Raw genomic sequence first — 15,706 nt, 5'->3', positions numbered from 1 at the left:
GCGGCGGCCCCGGGCCGGACCGCCCGGGGCCGCCCGGACTCAGAGGATCTTCCGGTGCAGGTCCTCGACTTTGGACGGTCCGGGCTCCGCCTCGCCGATCCACCGTCCCTCCGTCGACGGGTCGATGACGCCCTCCTCCAGCCACAGGTAGCGACCGGCGACGACCCCTTCAGTGATCCGTACGTCCAGGGCGTCGGTGTTCGTCCACAGCCGGTTGAAGAGTTCCTCGATCCGGACCCGGGCCTGCCGGGCGAACAGGTCCGCCAGCTCGTACGCCGGGATGCCCTGGACCTTGTCGCCGCGGCGCAGCATGTCGGCGCGTACGCACACCGCGCTGACCGCGAACAGCTCAGCGCCGATGTCCACGATGCGGCCGAGGAAGCCCTGCTTGTGCTCCAGCCCGCCCTGCCAGCGGGCCATGCCGTAGAACGTCGACCGGGCGAGCCTGCGCGAGGCGCGTTCGACGTACCGCAGATGGCCTGACAGTCCAGGCATACCTTGGTGGTCGAATTCCCGGTAGGAGGTGGGCACGTGGCCCTTGCCGGCTACGAGCTTGGGCAGCCAGCGGGCGTAGAAACCTCCAGCCTTGACCGCGGCCTCGCGTTTGGCCTTGAAGTCCTTCTCCGGGTCGATGATGTCCCCGGCCACGGTGAGGTGGGCGTCGACCGCCTCGCGGGCGATCAGCAGGTGCATGATCTCGGTGGAGCCTTCAAAGATGCGGTTGATCCGCAGGTCGCGCAGGACCTGCTCGGCGGGTACGCCGCGTTCGCCCCGGGCGGCCAGTGAGGCAGCGGTCTCGTAGCCCCGGCCGCCGCGGATCTGGACGAGTTCGTCGGCGACGAGCCAGGCCATCTCCGAGCCGTACAGCTTTGCCAGTGCCGCTTCGATGCGGATGTCGCGCCGGTCCTCGTCGGCCATGCGGGCGGTGAGTTCGAGGACCGCTTCGAGGGCGAACGCGGTTGCGGCGATGTATGCGATCTTGCCGCCGACGGCCTCGTGCCCAGCGACGGGGCGTCCCCACTGGACGCGTTCCGTGGACCATTCGCGGGCGATCTTCAGGGCCCACTTGGACGCGCCCGCGCACATGGCGGGGAGGGACAGGCGCCCGGTGTTCAGCGTGGTCAGGGCGATCTTGAGGCCCGCGCCCTCGGTGCCGATGAGGTTCTCGGCGGGGACACGGACCTGGTGGAACCGGGTCAGTCCGTTCTCGATGCCGCGCAGGCCCATGAAGGAGTTGCGGTTCTCCACAGTGATGCCCGGTGAGTCCGCTTCGACGATGAACGCGGTGATGCCTCCCCGTCGCCCTTCGGACTTCGGCACGCGGGCCATCACCACCAGCAGGTCGGCGATGACACCGTTGGTGGTCCACAGTTTCACGCCGTCGAGGATGTACGCGGAACCGTCCTCGGTGGGTACGGCGGACATCGCCATCCTGGCCGGGTCCGAGCCGACGTCCGGTTCAGTGAGCAGGAAGGCGCTGACCCCGGTGACGCAGCGCGGCAGGTACTTCCGCTTCTGTTCGGGGGTGCCGAACATCTTGACCGGCTGCGGCACACCGATCGACTGGTGGGCGCTCAGCAGTGTGCCGATCGCGGGGCTCGCCGAACCGGCCAGGACCAGGGCCTTGTTGAAGTACAGCTGACTCAGTCCGACTCCGCCGTACTCCTCGTCGACCTTCATGCCGAGCGCGCCGACGTCGCGGAGCCCGCGGACGACCTCGTCGGGGATGCGGGCGTCGCGTTCGATGACTGCCCCGTCCACCTCGGACTCGAGGAACGCCCGGAGCTTCAGGAGGTAGGCCTCCCCGCGTCGTACCTCCTCGGCGTCGGGTTCCGGGTGCGGGTGGATCAGGTCGAGCCGCAGGCGTCCCAGGAAGAGTTCCTTGCCGAAGCTGGGCTTTCGCCACTGCTGTTCGCGGGCTTCCTCGGCGACTTTGCGGGCGTCGCGTTCGGTGACAGCCGACATGGGCGGCACTCCTTAGCGGTTCGCTGCGGTGAACCTGTCCCCGGCCGTACCGGATTTCCAGCACTACCGGCCGGGCGGTGCGAATCAATAAAGCCTTGCCCGTACGGACCCACTCAAGACCGCTTCAGGTGGTCTTGTCCAGATGCGGGGCCCGGGGGATGGTGCCGCGCGATGCGCCGGTCAGAGGATCCCCGCCGCCCGTGCGGCGGTCAGCCAGCCGGGTAACTCGTTGAGCAGCCGGTCGTACAGTTCCTCGGCCCCGTCCCGGTCCAGGTCGTCCACCGGGAAGAAGTCCGCGTTGTCCACGGCCCGGCCCGGGAGGTCGTCGAGTTCCCGCAGCGCGCCGTACTCCGCGTTTCCCAGACCGACGAACTGCCAGAAGACCGGGGGCGCCGAGGCCCGGGTGAGCCGTTCTTTGATCTTGGCGTTCTGGTGGACGCCGCCGTCGTTGAGTCGCGCGGCGACGGGGGCGAGGCGTTCGACCGCGCGGGCGACGGCGCCTTTGGCGTACAGCAGCGCCATGGAGCCGGAACCGTCCAGTACGAGGACCACCTGGGCTCGCAGGCCGGTCAGGCCCTTCTTCTCCAGGCAGACGCCGACTTGCCGCTTGCGCGGGGAGATGCGCTTTCGCATTTTCGCGGGCAGTGCGGCTTCTTCGGCGGAAGTCCGGTTTCTTCCCGGCAGCCTTGGTCCGCAGGCGCGGCGGACGCATCGTCAGCAGCTTGGCCCGGGGCGCCAGCCGCCGGCCCATGTCGAACACCGATTCGGTACGGGACCGGTCCGGGTCGAGCACGGTGAACAGGTTGACGCCCATGTAGTACGTCGTGGCGGCATAGGCGAGATCGCGCGGCGGCATGAGCTTGGCCAACGGCGTGCCGCCGATGACCCGCACCAGGGTGCTCTCCACCAGGTCGAGCCACGGCTCAAGGCGGGAGACCAGCTGTTCGCGCAGTTCGGGACGGGTGATGCTGGCCGCGACCAACTCGGTGAGCAGCGCGATGTGCCCCCGTCGAGGTCGTAGCGGTAGATCCCGGTGGCCACCTCGGAGAGTCCTTCGAGGGTGCGCACGGGTCCCACGGCCGCCGTGTGCCGCACCATCCGCTGTTCCGAGGAGAGGTCGTACGCGGCCAGAAGCAGCGGGTCGACTCCCCCGAAGTGGTAGAAGACCAGCGCCGAGTTGACGCCCGCTTCCCTGGCGATGACCAAAGCCGGTTCAGTCCGCGTGACCATCGATCAGAACGGTGAAAACGAGGTACCGACACGCACCATCGGTACCGTGCGGTTCGGCAAAGACCCCGTCGCGCGGGCCAGCGTGCTCAGTCAGGGCCTGCGGATGACCGGTGCGGACGGCCCCGTCGACATCCTGCTGACCCGCGACTTCCGCTATATGGATTCACACGAGAAATCGATCCAGCGGGCAGGCGGTAAAACCTGGCTGAAACTGGATGTCGCCGCACTGGCCACGCAGGACGACTCCGAACACCGGGGCGCGGACCTCTACGAACTGATGAACAGGCTGATGGGGAGCCAGCAGGACCCCGTAGTGCCAGTGGCGCTCCTCAAGGCCTCCCCGGACGTACATGTCACCGGCGCGGCGGACGCAACAGGATCCGTCCACTACGCGGGAACTGTAGACCGCACGACATGGCAGGAAACCGATGCGGCACAACTCGGCGTCGTCCCGGAAGCCCTGAAGGAATTCCAGGAGCGGGCGACGGGGTTCAGGCTCGCGTCCTTCGCCCTCGACGTGTGGATCGGGAAGGACTGCCTCCCGACCTGACAGACGATGAAACGGAAGAGCCTCTTCGGGGAGAACACGTCGGTCGTCAAGTACAAAGACTGGGGAACCCCGGTGAAGACGGCTGCTCCGCCGCCCGGGGCAACTGTGGACTGTCTGGCGTTCCTCCGGGAATCCGAGTGACGACTCCGGGGCCTTGCCTGAGCACAGTGGGCCGGGCCCACAACGAACCGTCAGGGCAGTTCAGGCACCGTCGGGCCCAGCGGGTTTGTCGGCCCTGAGTTTCACCAGCAGGGGTTCGGTGCGCGTACCGTCCTGACCCGTGAGGCTCATCAGCAGGTGACGGGGTCCGAGCACGGTGGAGATCTCCGACGGGGACCAGCGGTAGCGCTCGACTTCGTGCACCGTGACCCGCTGAAGTCGGCCGGAGGCCTTCGCGCCGAACAGCGCGCCGGTGACCGCGAACCGCGCACGGCGCATCACCCCGCCCTCGGGGGTTCCTGTGGTGATCGAGGTCTCCTCGCGGACCACCTTGCCCCAGTGGTCGGCCAGTGCCTCGGCGTCGCGGACGTCGGCTCCCGGGGCGAGGGCCTTGCAGCCGGTGCCGCCCAGGACCGCCCCACGCAGTTCTTCGGGGAAGTCGGACAGGGAGCGTACGGACAGGGCGATCGAGGCGTTCCGCGGACGGACCCAGTGCAGGCCCTGCACGGCGTAGTCGTCGAGGTAGTGCCCGGCACCGTCGACGACGAGCTGGCTGAAGACCGTACGACGGCTCCGGCGGGCGGTGGTCGTCTGGACGAACTGGGCTGTCAGCAGGCGGCCGAGGATCCCTGCGGCGGCGGCGTGGGTCGCCTCGTGCAGCGCGACGTGCACGCGAACGGGGCGGGCGATGTCCCGCATGGCGAAGCGGTCTTCCCGCCGCGGGTCGAAGAGTTCGGCGATCCCGGGGCTTTCGAGCACTGTGAGCCGCTGGACGAGGAGTTGGGCCGGTTCGTCGCGGCGCGCGCAGGCCCGCAGGGCCCGCTCGTGTTCATTGGCCTTGCCCGCACCGGTCAACGCCCCGCGCAGTGCCTGGAGTGCCTCGGGTTCGCCGTCGAGGAGGTCGAGGAGCCGGCTGAGTGACGGGTAACGGCCGTGGGCTGCGGTGTACGCCGCGAGAAGTTGGCGCAGCAGCGCACGGGCCCCGTCGAGCCGGTCGCCGCCGGGCCCGTGGGCGGGGACCGCGGCGGCGGCCAGCCGGTCGGCGGATTCGTCCGTGCCGCCGCCCGCGCCGTACAGCTCCAGGCCCCACGGGGAGTCGGGGTCGCCGACCTTGATCTCGATGTCGTACGCCCCGTCGCGGGCCAGTGCGTCACCGTGGGAGTCGAGCACCAGCAGGGAGGCTTCGCCCGCGAGGGCGCGCAGGGTGGTGGTTTCGACGATGTCGCGCAGCACGGTGCGGCTTTCGTCCGCGCCGTCCGGGCCGACCAGCAGGAGGGATCCGCCGAGTGTGTCCGGGTCGAGGGCGAGGTCTTCGGCGCGGTGGCTGTCGGGGTTCTGCGGGGCGTCGGTCACGGTGCCGATGCGTACCTGGGCTGCGAGCAGGTCGTGGGTGGTGCGGCGGTGGCGCAGGTCGCGGAAGCCGGAGCTGTGCGGGCACGCCGCCGCCCCGTGCCTGCGGATTTCGTCGGCGACGCCGTCGAAGTACTCCCGCTCGCCTCCCCCGGCTTCCAGGACACGACGCAGACGCAGGTAGTCGACGTCGCTGACGCGGCCCGTGTCCGCCTCGCGGTCGAGGAGGTCGGCGATGGTGTCGAGTCCGGCGTCGTGGAGTTCGGGCCACAGGTCGTCGGGGTCGGGGGTGGGCACCGTACGGGCTGCTCCCCGTACGCCGTCCCTGTCCTTGTCTTTGTCTTTGTCTTTGTGCCCCGGGCCTGGCACGGCGGCTGCCGCACGGGGCTTCACGAGGTAGGGCCGGGCCAGTGCCGGCCACCGACCGCCCCAGGCCGCCGCGGCGATGAACCCGCCGTTGTAGACCAGGCGGACCAGCCACTGGAGGTCGTGCAGCGGTCCTTGTGGGAAGACGAGCAGCAGCAGTTCGACGAACGGCTGCATGAGCAGGGCCCAGGCCACGAAGCCCACCACGGCGAAGAACACGGCGCGGCGGACCTGCTCGGGGCGGGGGCGGCCGTTGGACTCGGCCCGGTCACGCATCCGTTGCAGCAGAGGTCTCGCGTACGGGGTCAGCAGTTCGTGCCAGCGGCCGAAGTAGGCGACGCTGACGAAGAAGAAGGCGTAGAGCAGCGGGCCGAGGAGCAGCGGCACGAGGAACTTCGGGCTGACCGTGGTGACGACCCAGACGTACCAGGGCACGATCCACTGCAGGCCGACCAGTGCGATCAGGAGCCACAGCGCGGCACGGCGCAGCAGGGTGGTTTCGGGCCGCTTGCGGGCCTGTGCGTCGGTCTTCGCCAGTTTCAGTTCGCGTTCGTCGCGGCCGTAGCCGTAGATGCCGGGCGCTTCGCGGTGGCGCGGGGCGGTCAGCCAGGCGTAGAGGTCGAATCCGTCGGCCCGGGGCCGGGCGGGGCTGCTGCGCGGGGCCGAGACGGTGGGGCCGGGTACGGAGGTGCCACGCACGCCGAAGCGGCGCGCGGAGCCGGGTACGCGCGGGGCCGGTGTGGTCACGGTCAGTTCCTGGCCCCCCGGCTCCTGACCTGCCGCTTCCTGGCCCGCTGGTTCCTGGACACGTCTGGTGTAGGCCGTACGGTCGGTGCCGCGCTGCGTCCGGGTCGCGTCCCGGCCGGTGTCCCCGGCCGATTCCTCCCCGGCCGGAAGCGCGTTCGCCGGGAGGTCGCCCCCCTGGCTGCGTCGGCGGTCGACCTGCCGGGTCAGCGCTCCCCCCACCCGCTCGGAGAGTCGATGCCGGATGGAAGCCCTGCGGCTGCTCCCCACGTCCATACCGTCACACCACCCAGGCGTCGGACCGGATCCACGTCCACCACTGCGGAGTCCGTCACCTTGTCGACACGTTTTGTCGACACAGTGACACGACAGAGCGTGTGATGCGTCCTCAATCTAGCTGTTCGATCCCGCAGCGTGACGACCATTCAGAGCGCGTCGGAAGGATCGTGTTCAACGGCCCGGCAGCGCGGCTCCGGCCGGGTCGGACACCATGAGTCCCGGCACCGCGTCCCAGGTGCAGACCCGCAGGACTTTCCGCAGTTGCTGGGACGCGCCGACGAGCACCAGGACTCCTTGGCGGTCGGCCAGTCCGGCTGCGGCTTCCACCACTGCCCGCAGTCCGGCGACGTCGATGAACTCCAGCCGGGTCACGTCCAGCCGCACTTCGGCCGCGTTCTGGGCGATACGGGCCAGTGCCCGGCGCATCAGGTCCACGTTGGCCAGGTCGACTTCGCCTTCCAGGCGCAGACCGCGGGGCCTGGACGACCGGATGATGCGTAGTTGCCAGTCAGCGTCGACGACGAGGCCGATCGCGACGACGGGTGTGCGGTCCCGGCCCGGCGGCAGGGCTGGGGGAACGGCCTCCCGGGCATGCGTCGGCCCGGCGTGCACCGGGTCGGTGCGCGCACGTCGCGGCGAGGGTCCGGACTCTTCCACCACCTGGTCACCCTAACCTTCACGCCCCGCGGACACGGAGCGGACAACTGCCGCGACCCGTCATGTAAACCGGCCGTCCGTGACCTCGGTCACCTGTAGGGCGGACCACGCTACCGCCGGTTCCGGCGGGATTCCAGAGCGTGGAGAAGGTGTGCAGGATTTGTGACGGCGGACCGGACGGGAACCTCCTGCCCCGGCCTGGACGTATCTTCGAGTGAGATGCACGCACGGACCCCTGATGCCGACCCGGCCGCCTCCCCCCGCACCGGGCCCGGCGCCTCCCCTGCCGGCCCTGAGCAAGCCGGTGACCGCCCCGGGACGATCCCCCCCGTCCCGGGGCGGCGGTCCGTCGTGGGCCGGTTCCTCTTCCCCTTGTCCTACGCCGTGTTGTTCGTCGTCCTCGCCGTCCAGGTCGTGCTGGACCGGGGCCCGCTGTCCGCTGTGGACCGGGCCGTCCGCCGTGTCTTCCTGGACATGGTCGCCGCGGCCCCGGGCCTGGACGGACTGATGCGGTCCGTGGCTGATCTGGGTGGCCCCGGGCCTGGGGGCACGGCGGTACTGGCCGCCGCCCTGTACGCGTGGCGGCGGGGACTCCCGTACAGGTCCTGTGTCCGGGCCGGGGTTGTGATCGCCCTCGTCTCAGCGGCGGTGGTCGGCGGGAAGGTCGGGTTCGGCCGCTCCGGGCCGCGGGGAACACCTGCCGGCGACGGCCAGTGGGGCTGGTTCCCTTCGGGGCATACGGCGACGTCGGCTGTCTGTTACGGCACGGCTGCGCTCCTGGTCGGAGCGGTGGTGTCCCCGGCGGCCCGCCACCGGGTGCACGGGGCCGGCGCGGCGCTCTGCGGGCTGGTCGGGTTCTCGCTGCTGTGGTGCGACTACCACTGGCTGGGGGATGTGCTCGGTGCCTGGGCCCTGTGCGGCATCGCCCTGTGGGCGTTCCGGACGTACGGGCTGCCCCCGGCCACCCCGCGTGGGCCGCCCCAGTCCGGCTGAAATCCGTACCCGGAAAAGGTCCGGGCGCAGGTCCGCCGCCCCGTGCGCGGTGGCACGGGGCGGCGGACCTGCGAAGCAGTGGTTTGCGGGTGACTGCTAGAGGTCGAGCCCCGTCAGCACCATGACGCGCTCGTAGGTGAAGTCGTCCATCGCGTACTTGACGCCTTCGCGTCCCACGCCGGACTGCTTCACACCGCCGTAAGGCATCTGGTCGGCCCGGTACGAGGGCGTGTCACCGATGATCACGCCGCCGACCTCGAGTTCGCGCTGCGCGCGGAACGCGGTCTGCAGGTCGTGGGTGAACACGCCGGCCTGCAGTCCGTACTGGGAGTCGTTGACCGCGGCGAAGGCGGCGGCGGTGCCGTCGACCTTCATGATGGTCAGCACGGGTCCGAAGACCTCCTCGTGCGCGATCGTCACGTTGCCGGGGACGTCGCTGAGCACCGTCGGGGCGTACGCCGCACCGTCCCGCGTGCCGCCGGTGAGCAGCTTCGCGCCGCCCGCGACCGCTTCGTCGACCCAGGACTCGACGCGTTTGGCCGCGTCCTGGCTCACGAGCGGGCCGACGTCGACCGACTCGTCGCGCGGGTCGCCGACGGCCTGTTCCGCCACCTTCGCGACAATCTTCTCAACGAGCCGGTCGTACACCGTCGTGTCGACGATGACCCGCTGGACCGAGATGCAGGACTGGCCGCCCTGGTAGTTCGAGAACGTCGCGATGCGGGTCGCGGCCCATTCGAGGTCCGCGTCCGAGGACCAGTCCGCGAGGACGACCGCGGCTGCGTTGCCGCCCAGTTCGAGGGTGACGTGCTTGCGCGGCACCGAGTCGAGGATGCCCCAGCCGACCGGTCCCGAGCCGGTGAAGGAGATCACCGGGAGGCGCTCGTCCTGGACCAGGGCGGGCATCTTGTCGTTCGGGACCGGCAGGACGCTCCAGGAGCCGTCGGGCAGGTCGGTCTCGGCGAGGATCTCACCGAGGACCAGCGCCGTGAGCGGAGTGGCCGGGGCGGGCTTGAGGATGATCGGCGCGCCGACGGCGATCGCGGGGGCGACCTTGTGGGCGACGAGGTTGAGCGGGAAGTTGAAGGGCGAGATGCCAAGCACGGGGCCCCGGCTGAAGCGGCGGACGAGCGCGTAGCGGCCTGTGCCGCCGGCGTCGGTGTCCAGGCGCATGCCCTCGCCGTTGAAGCGTCGGGCCTCCTCGGCGGCCCACCGGAACACCGACACCGCGCGGCCGACCTCACCGCGCGCCCATTTGACGGGCTTGCCGTTCTCGGCGGTGATCAGCTGGGCGATCTCCTCGCTGCGCTCGGCCAGCCGCTTGGCGACGTGGTCGAGGGCGGCGGCCTTGCGGTACGCGGGCAGGGCGGAGAACTCATCGCGTACGGCGTAGGCCGCTGCGACGGCTTCCTCCACCTGGGCGTCGGAGGGCACGCTCACCCGGCCGACGAGGCTGTCGTCGTAGGAGTGGGTGACGTCGAAGGTCGTCTCACCGGTCTCCTGCCGACCGGCCAGCCAGAACGCGTGGGTCGTCATGGTCACTGGGTGCTCCTGCTTCGCGTACGGGGATGGGCGCGGTGTTCGCCACACTCCACGCTAAGCCCCGCCCTGCCCCGTGGCCTTGTGCAAAGCGTCCAAAAGACGTCCGGGCACGCTACGGCTTGTCCGGTGTGCCGGGTCCGGCCACCCGCAGGGCGAGCCAGAGCTCGGCCCGGACGTCCGGGTCGTCCGTCCGCCGCCCGAGGATCTCCTCGACGCGGCGGATCCGGTAGCGCAGGGTGTGCCGGTGGACGCCGAGGTCGCCGGCCGCCGCGTCCCACTGGCCGTGCCGGGCCAGCCAGGCCCGTACGGAGGCGACCAGGTCGCCACGCGCGGTGGCGTCGTGCGCCAGGAGCGGGGCGAGGATCCCCTCCGCCCACCCGAGCGCCGCGGTGTCGCCGAGCAGCCGCAGGAGGTCCGTGCCGTCCTGCCCGTGCACGGTCAGCACCTGTCCGGTGCGCTCACCGACGGCGTGTGTCCGCTGGGCCTGCCGGTACGCCTGCGCCGCGGACGTGCCCGGGGCCGAGACGCCGACGACCAGCCCGGGGAGGCTCCGTACGGCGTGTCCGAAGACGGAGGCGTCGCCGTCGGTTGTCAGCCGCCCCGGGCTGACGACCACGGTGACCCCGTCGAGCTCTGCGGCGAACGTCTCATCGCCGAGGCGTTCGGCGAACACCGCCCGGGCCGTTTCCGGCCCGTGGGCGACGGCCACCAGCACCGGCCCGTCGGGCAGCGCCGTGCCCAGGTCCGCGGCGATATCGCGTACGAGGGCGTCCACCGGGGCGATCACCTCGGAGAGCCACAACCGCAGCAGTGCGGTGCGCATCCGCGCCTCGGCCGCACCGAGGGTCCGGGATTGTTCCAGCGCCAGGGTGAGCAGGGAGTCCGCCGAACCGATGATCTGCCGGTCCACGGGCCGGGCGGGGCGGTCGGTGCCGATGGCGAGGAAACCGCGGATGCGGCGGTCGGCGCCCAGGGATTGCAGGACGATGCGTTCGCCGTGGGGTCCGTCGTTCTGGAGTGAAGCCGAGGCCGGGGCGGGCAGACCGCGCAGCCGTGCGATGTCGTCGGCGACGGACGCCGCCCGGGGCCGGGCCGAGGCCGGACTGGTGTGGACGACGGCCCCGGTGGCGTCGTACAGCGCGGCCCAGCCGTGCATGTGCCCCGCCAGCCGGCGGATGAGGGCTGCGGTGCCCTCGCGGCCCAGGACCGCCCGCGTCAGCTCCTGCTGGACGGCGAACCCGGTGGTCACCGCTTCGTACTGGTCGGCGGCCAGGACCGAGGCGACCATTTTGCCGATGGCGATGAACGGGGTGGGTCGCGGTACGGCGAACAGGGGGAGGCCCCGTGCGTCAGCCGCGGCCACCAGGGCGGCCGGCACCGAGGCATGGCTCAGTCCGACGCCGAAGCCCAGCCCCGCGACACCCGCGTCGGCGAGGCGTTCGACGTACGCCTGCCGTTCCGTCGTGGACCGCCCGAGTTTCATCCCGGTAGTCAGGAGGAGTTCGCCACCCTCGAGGTACGGGGTGGGGTCGGGGAGTTCGCTGGTGTGCACCCAGCGGATCCCGCGGTTGAGGTTCTGCCCCCCCGCCAGGACGAGGAGGTTGAGCGCGGGTGCCCGGACGAGTCGGTCGAGGGTCGTCGGCATGGTGTTTTGTCCAGACTGGAGCGGTACGGGACACCCATTGTGCCTGAGCGTCCCAGCGTGGTGGCTCCGTGCGGAAAAGCGGGCATCCCGCACGGAGCAACCGCAAGTACACCCGCGCAGGCACCCGGCGGGCCGTCCGCCGCGTCGCGACTTGTCCGATCCGGACAGCCCTGTTGGGGCTTTTCACCGGTGCGGCGCATGCGTGCACGGCACAACGGCGCTTAGCTTGCTCTGAAACCCACCACTGGCTCCACCCACCCGTAGGCACCCGCGGACCAATCGTCCGGCTGCCGGCCCGCGGGCACGGTGAGGAGAGCGGGCGCAGTCCGCTGGAGTCCGCAGAAGAAGGAGACATCCATGGGCGCTTCGCAGCCCGGCGGGCCCTCGCTCAAGCAGGAGCGCCGCCTCGTCACCGCCATCCCCGGCCCGAAGTCCGCCGAGCTCATGGCCCGGCGCGACCAGGCCGTGCCGCGCGGGGTCAGTGTGACCCTGCCGGTGTTCATCACGCGGGCAGGCGGCGGAGTCGTCGAGGACGTCGACGGTAACTCGCTGATCGACTTCGGCTCCGGCATCGCGGTCACGAACGTCGGCAACAGCGCCGACGCCGTGGTCAGCCGGGCGACCGAGCAGCTCCAGCGGTTCACGCACACCTGCTTCATGGTGACCCCGTACGAGTCGTACGTCGCAGTCGCCGAGCAGCTCAACGAGCTGACCCCCGGCGACCACGAGAAGCGCACGGCGCTGTTCAACTCGGGCGCCGAGGCTGTGGAGAACGCGGTCAAGATCGCCCGTGCGTACACGAAGCGCACCGCGGTCGTCGTGTTCGACCACGGCTACCACGGCCGGACGAACCTGACGATGGCCCTGACGGCGAAGAACATGCCGTACAAGGAGTCCTTCGGTCCGTTCGCGCCCGAGGTGTACCGCGTACCGGTCGCGTACCCGTACCGCTGGCTCGGCGGCGCGGAGAACTGCGCCGAGGAGGCCGCCGCGCAGGCTTTCGACGTCATCACCAAGCAGATCGGCGCGCACAACGTCGCCGCGGTCATCATCGAGCCGATCCTCGGCGAGGGCGGCTTCATCGAACCCGCCAAGGGCTTCCTGCCGAAGCTCGCGGAGTTCTGCCGGGACAACGGCATCGTCTTCGTCGCGGACGAGATCCAGACCGGTTTCTGCCGGACGGGCCAGTGGTTCGCGTGTGACGACGAGGGCATCGTCCCGGACCTGATCACCACGGCCAAGGGCATCGCTGGCGGTCTGCCGCTCGCCGCCGTCACCGGCCGCGCGGAGATCATGGACGCCGCCCACGCCGGCGGCCTGGGCGGCACGTACGGCGGCAACCCCGTCGCGTGCGCCGCGGCACTCGGCTCGATCGAGACGATGCGTTCGATGGACCTCAACGCCGCCGCGCAGCGGATCGGCGAGGTCATGACGACGCGGCTGCGCGCCATGCAGGCCAGGCACGGGGCAATCGGCGAGGTCCGCGGGCGCGGCGCCATGATCGCGATCGAACTGGTCGAGCCGGGCACCAAGGTGGCCGCCCCGCAGACCGCCGCGGCGATCGCCAAGGCGTGCCACGCCGAGGGCCTGCTGGTCCTGACCGCCGGGACGTACGGCAACGTGCTGCGCTTCCTGCCGCCGCTGGTCATGCCGGAGCACCTGCTCATCGAAGGTCTCGACATCCTGGAGAAGGTCATCGGACAGAACGTCTGACCTTCCGCACACCCGCAGCCGCGGCTCCTCCGTCCTTGGGAGGGGTCGCGGTTGTGTCGTTTCCTGAGCCGGCTGGCGGGCCGGCCTGGCGGTGACCCTACAGCTGACGGCCCTGGAAGCCCTGACGCCGGTTCCAGGGCCCACCGTGCGGGCCCCGTGCCCGCAGGCACGGGGCCCGCGAGCAGGGGCCCGCGAGCAGGGGCCAGTGCGAACGGGACCACTGAGCACGGTGTCGGCCCTGACGCGCTTGTGCCCTGCGTACAGGGGTCTTGCCCGAAGGAGAACCTCAAGTCTCTTGGCCCCACGGGAACCAGGCATGTCAGCACTGCCATACGGCAACGCGTTTAACACCCGTCGCCGCGGCTTGTTATCAGTAACACTTCTTCAGCTGCGTCTACGGAATCGGTGGCTCAAAAATCCCAGAAACAATGGAATCTGACGCACCGTCGGCCAGATTCCTTCGGATTCCGTCGTTAACGAGACCTTGACGCTCAGCCTGGCTGGGGGCTTTCATTACGCAGCACCCTGCAGGCGCCATCCAGCACTCCCGGCTGACCTGCGTCCGTCCTCGGAGGCGATAGCCACACCGCCCTGTTAGATCAGGAACGCGCCAATGCCCGAAGCAACACTCCGCAAGGACGCCGCAGCCCCGCCGGTCACGGCGACGAACGTACCCACGGAACTCCACGCAGGTGCACCGAAGCCGCTGAAGCGGTCGATCGGTGTAGTCGGCGGCACCCTGCTCACCCTGTCCTGCCTGACTCCCGCGTCATCCCTGTTCGTCATCGTCCCGGACATGTTCGCAACCCAGGGCACCGGCACGGCGGCCACCCTCGTCATCGCCGCGTTGCTGTGTATCGGGGTCGCGTTCTGTTACTCCGAGCTGGGCACCATGGTTCCCAGCGCCGGCGGCGAGTACGCCATGGTCGGCACCTTCATGGGTCGCTTCGCAGCCTGGATCGCCTTCATCGTCGCCGCGATCGTCGCCCTGGTGGTCCCACCGATCATCGCGCTGGGCACCGGCGAATACATCACTTCCCTGATCGATCTGGATGGAACCGGCATCAAGTTCGCCGGGGCGGCCGTGATGATCGGCGCGACGGTCATGGGTCTGCTCGACCTGCGGGCCAACGCCTGGGTCACCGGCATCTTCCTGGCACTCGAGGTCATCGCCTGCGCCGTGATCGCCTTCCTCGGCTTCGGACACACCGAGCGGAGTGTCTCCACACTGGTCCACCCTGAGGTCCTGACGGGGGACGGCCTCAGTCCCCTGACGAAGGGCGTCCTGGTCTCCGGCCTGGCAGTCGCACTGTTCGCACTGCAGGGCTTCACCACCGCCGTGTACCTCGCGGAGGAGATGGACCAGCCGCGCCGTACGGTCTCCCGCACGGTGCTGTGGACCCTCGGCATCGGGGCCGTGGTGCTCATCCTGCCGACGATCGCCATCACCCTCGGCGCCTCGGACATGAAGACCCTGTCCGAAGGTGACTTCGTGTCGATGATCGAGGGGTGGAGCAACCACGGGATGGCGACGTTCATCAGCCTGTGCATCGCACTCGCGATCATCAACGCCGCGATCGTCATGGTGATCCAGAACTCGCGGGTGCTGTACGCCTCGGCACGTGACCGGGCCTGGCCCACGCCGGTGAGCCGGGCCTTCGGCACGGTCAACCGTCTGGGCGCACCGTGGGTGTCGACGCTGGCGGTCGGCCTGCCCGGCGCGGCGCTGTGCTTCGTCGACCTCGAACTCCTGGGGCAGGTCACCAGCGTGGCCGTGACCCTGCTCTACCTGGTCGTCGCCATCGCTTCGCTGGCCGGCCGCCGCGGGGAGCACAAGCAGGCGAAGGCGTGGCGGATGCCGCTGTGGCCCGCCGTCCCTGTCCTCCTCATCGCCGGCCTGGTGTACGTGATGTTCGAGCTGTCCAAGAAAGCGCCGGAGTCGGTGTACGTGACCCTGGGCATCATCGCGGCGGCAGCCGTCTACTGGGCCGTCTACCTGTACCCGCGTCGCGAGACGCGCTGGATCATCACGATGGTGGACGAAGGTCCGCAGGACTGATCCAGCCTTCCACCTGCTTCAGGACGACCTGGTGGCCCGCCCCGTGCCGATCGGCACGGGGCGGGCCACCAGGCGTTTCGGGCCCGGCACACGGAGACGGCTGAGGATGTCCCGCGGCCGTCGGCGGGAACGTCGACTGTACATTCCACGCCCCCGGCTGTACGTTCCACGCCCTTGCACGCAGGGGGCTGCATACGGGGCCGTTGAGTGGGTCAGCCGCTCGCGGGCCGTCGCGGCCCCGTGCCGCAGCGCACGGGGCCAAAAGGGACCCCAGGACCCCGGAGCCCATCCCCGCCCAGGCGTACTCCGTACAAAACACAGAACAGGGCGAGCCTCCGAAGAGGCCCGCCCCGCCGGGGTACCGGGCTACCGGGCTACCGGGCTACCGGGCTACCGGGCTACCGGGCTACCGGGCTACCGGGCTACCGGGCTACCGGGCTACCGGGCTACCGGG

10 protein-coding genes are annotated in these 15,706 nt (G+C 70.3%); 4 read left to right on the top strand and 6 right to left on the bottom strand.

The genetic code is table 11. From position 1 onward, the window contains the following. Nucleotides 1–39: 39 nt before the first annotated feature. Nucleotides 40–1,965, bottom strand: a complete 1,926-nt coding sequence (locus AC0Z36_RS21890) for an acyl-CoA dehydrogenase family protein (protein WP_485464695.1) — start codon at nt 1,963–1,965, stop codon at nt 40–42. Between the two features lie 180 nt (nt 1,966–2,145). After that, nucleotides 2,146–2,598, bottom strand: coding sequence for a VWA domain-containing protein (locus AC0Z36_RS21885; protein ID WP_485464694.1), 453 nt, complete (start codon nt 2,596–2,598; stop codon nt 2,146–2,148). Nucleotides 2,599–3,163: 565 nt separating this feature from the next. Here AC0Z36_RS21885 and AC0Z36_RS21880 point away from each other — a divergent pair. Continuing rightward, a complete protein-coding gene (locus tag AC0Z36_RS21880) occupies nt 3,164–3,745 on the top strand; it encodes an SCO4651 family lipoprotein (protein WP_485464722.1) in 582 nt (193 codons plus the stop codon). 201 nt (nt 3,746–3,946) lie between these two features. Here the strand turns inward: AC0Z36_RS21880 and AC0Z36_RS21875 are convergent, their stop codons facing one another. Further along, on the bottom strand, nt 3,947–6,634 hold the full coding sequence (locus AC0Z36_RS21875; RefSeq protein ID WP_485464693.1) for a hypothetical protein: 2,688 nt from the start codon (nt 6,632–6,634) through the stop codon (nt 3,947–3,949). 180 nt (nt 6,635–6,814) lie between these two features. After that, nucleotides 6,815–7,303 carry an STAS domain-containing protein gene (locus tag AC0Z36_RS21870; protein WP_485464692.1) on the bottom strand — a complete coding sequence of 163 codons (489 nt, stop codon included), beginning with the start codon at nt 7,301–7,303 and terminating at the stop codon, nt 6,815–6,817. A gap of 216 nt (nt 7,304–7,519) precedes the next feature. On the opposite strand from AC0Z36_RS21870, the gene AC0Z36_RS21865 reads away from it, so the two are divergent. Further along, nucleotides 7,520–8,293 carry a phosphatase PAP2 family protein gene (locus AC0Z36_RS21865; RefSeq protein WP_485464691.1) on the top strand — a complete coding sequence of 258 codons (774 nt, stop codon included), beginning with the start codon at nt 7,520–7,522 and terminating at the stop codon, nt 8,291–8,293. Between the two features lie 96 nt (nt 8,294–8,389). Here AC0Z36_RS21865 and AC0Z36_RS21860 read toward each other — a convergent pair whose 3' ends face one another. Both AC0Z36_RS21860 and AC0Z36_RS21855 read right to left on the bottom strand, forming a co-directional pair. After that, nucleotides 8,390–9,829, bottom strand: a complete 1,440-nt coding sequence (locus AC0Z36_RS21860) for an aldehyde dehydrogenase family protein (protein ID WP_485464721.1) — start codon at nt 9,827–9,829, stop codon at nt 8,390–8,392. Between the two features lie 118 nt (nt 9,830–9,947). Further along, complete coding sequence (locus AC0Z36_RS21855) at nt 9,948–11,480, bottom strand: PucR family transcriptional regulator (protein ID WP_485464690.1); 1,533 nt, start codon at nt 11,478–11,480, stop codon at nt 9,948–9,950. 357 nt (nt 11,481–11,837) lie between these two features. On the opposite strand from AC0Z36_RS21855, the gene gabT reads away from it, so the two are divergent. Both gabT and AC0Z36_RS21845 read left to right on the top strand, forming a co-directional pair. Next, the gene (gabT, locus tag AC0Z36_RS21850) at nt 11,838–13,193 is read left to right on the top strand and encodes a 4-aminobutyrate--2-oxoglutarate transaminase (RefSeq protein WP_485464689.1); all 1,356 of its coding nucleotides are present in this window, start codon (nt 11,838–11,840) and stop codon (nt 13,191–13,193) included. A gap of 613 nt (nt 13,194–13,806) precedes the next feature. Further along, nucleotides 13,807–15,252, top strand: a complete 1,446-nt coding sequence (locus AC0Z36_RS21845) for an APC family permease (protein ID WP_485464688.1) — start codon at nt 13,807–13,809, stop codon at nt 15,250–15,252. Nucleotides 15,253–15,706 lie beyond the last annotated feature (454 nt).

This window comes from Kitasatospora sp. UYEF31 (genome assembly GCF_057291755.1).
Note: the sequence above shows the minus strand (reverse complement) of the source record. Positions and strands in the feature narration are given on the sequence as shown.

Excerpts from the sequence above, each read along its gene's own strand:
- AC0Z36_RS21880 (WP_485464722.1), top strand. The coding sequence starts at position 3,164 with ATGACCAAAGCCGGTTCAGTCCGCGTGACCATCGATCAGAACGGTGAA.
- AC0Z36_RS21860 (WP_485464721.1), bottom strand. The coding sequence starts at position 9,829 with ATGACGACCCACGCGTTCTGGCTGGCCGGTCGGCAGGAGACCGGTGAG.
- AC0Z36_RS21865 (WP_485464691.1), top strand. The coding sequence starts at position 7,520 with ATGCACGCACGGACCCCTGATGCCGACCCGGCCGCCTCCCCCCGCACC.
- AC0Z36_RS21855 (WP_485464690.1), bottom strand. The coding sequence starts at position 11,480 with ATGCCGACGACCCTCGACCGACTCGTCCGGGCACCCGCGCTCAACCTC.
- AC0Z36_RS21885 (WP_485464694.1), bottom strand. The coding sequence starts at position 2,598 with ATGCGAAAGCGCATCTCCCCGCGCAAGCGGCAAGTCGGCGTCTGCCTG.
- gabT (WP_485464689.1), top strand. The coding sequence starts at position 11,838 with ATGGGCGCTTCGCAGCCCGGCGGGCCCTCGCTCAAGCAGGAGCGCCGC.
- AC0Z36_RS21845 (WP_485464688.1), top strand. The coding sequence starts at position 13,807 with ATGCCCGAAGCAACACTCCGCAAGGACGCCGCAGCCCCGCCGGTCACG.
- AC0Z36_RS21890 (WP_485464695.1), bottom strand. The coding sequence starts at position 1,965 with ATGTCGGCTGTCACCGAACGCGACGCCCGCAAAGTCGCCGAGGAAGCC.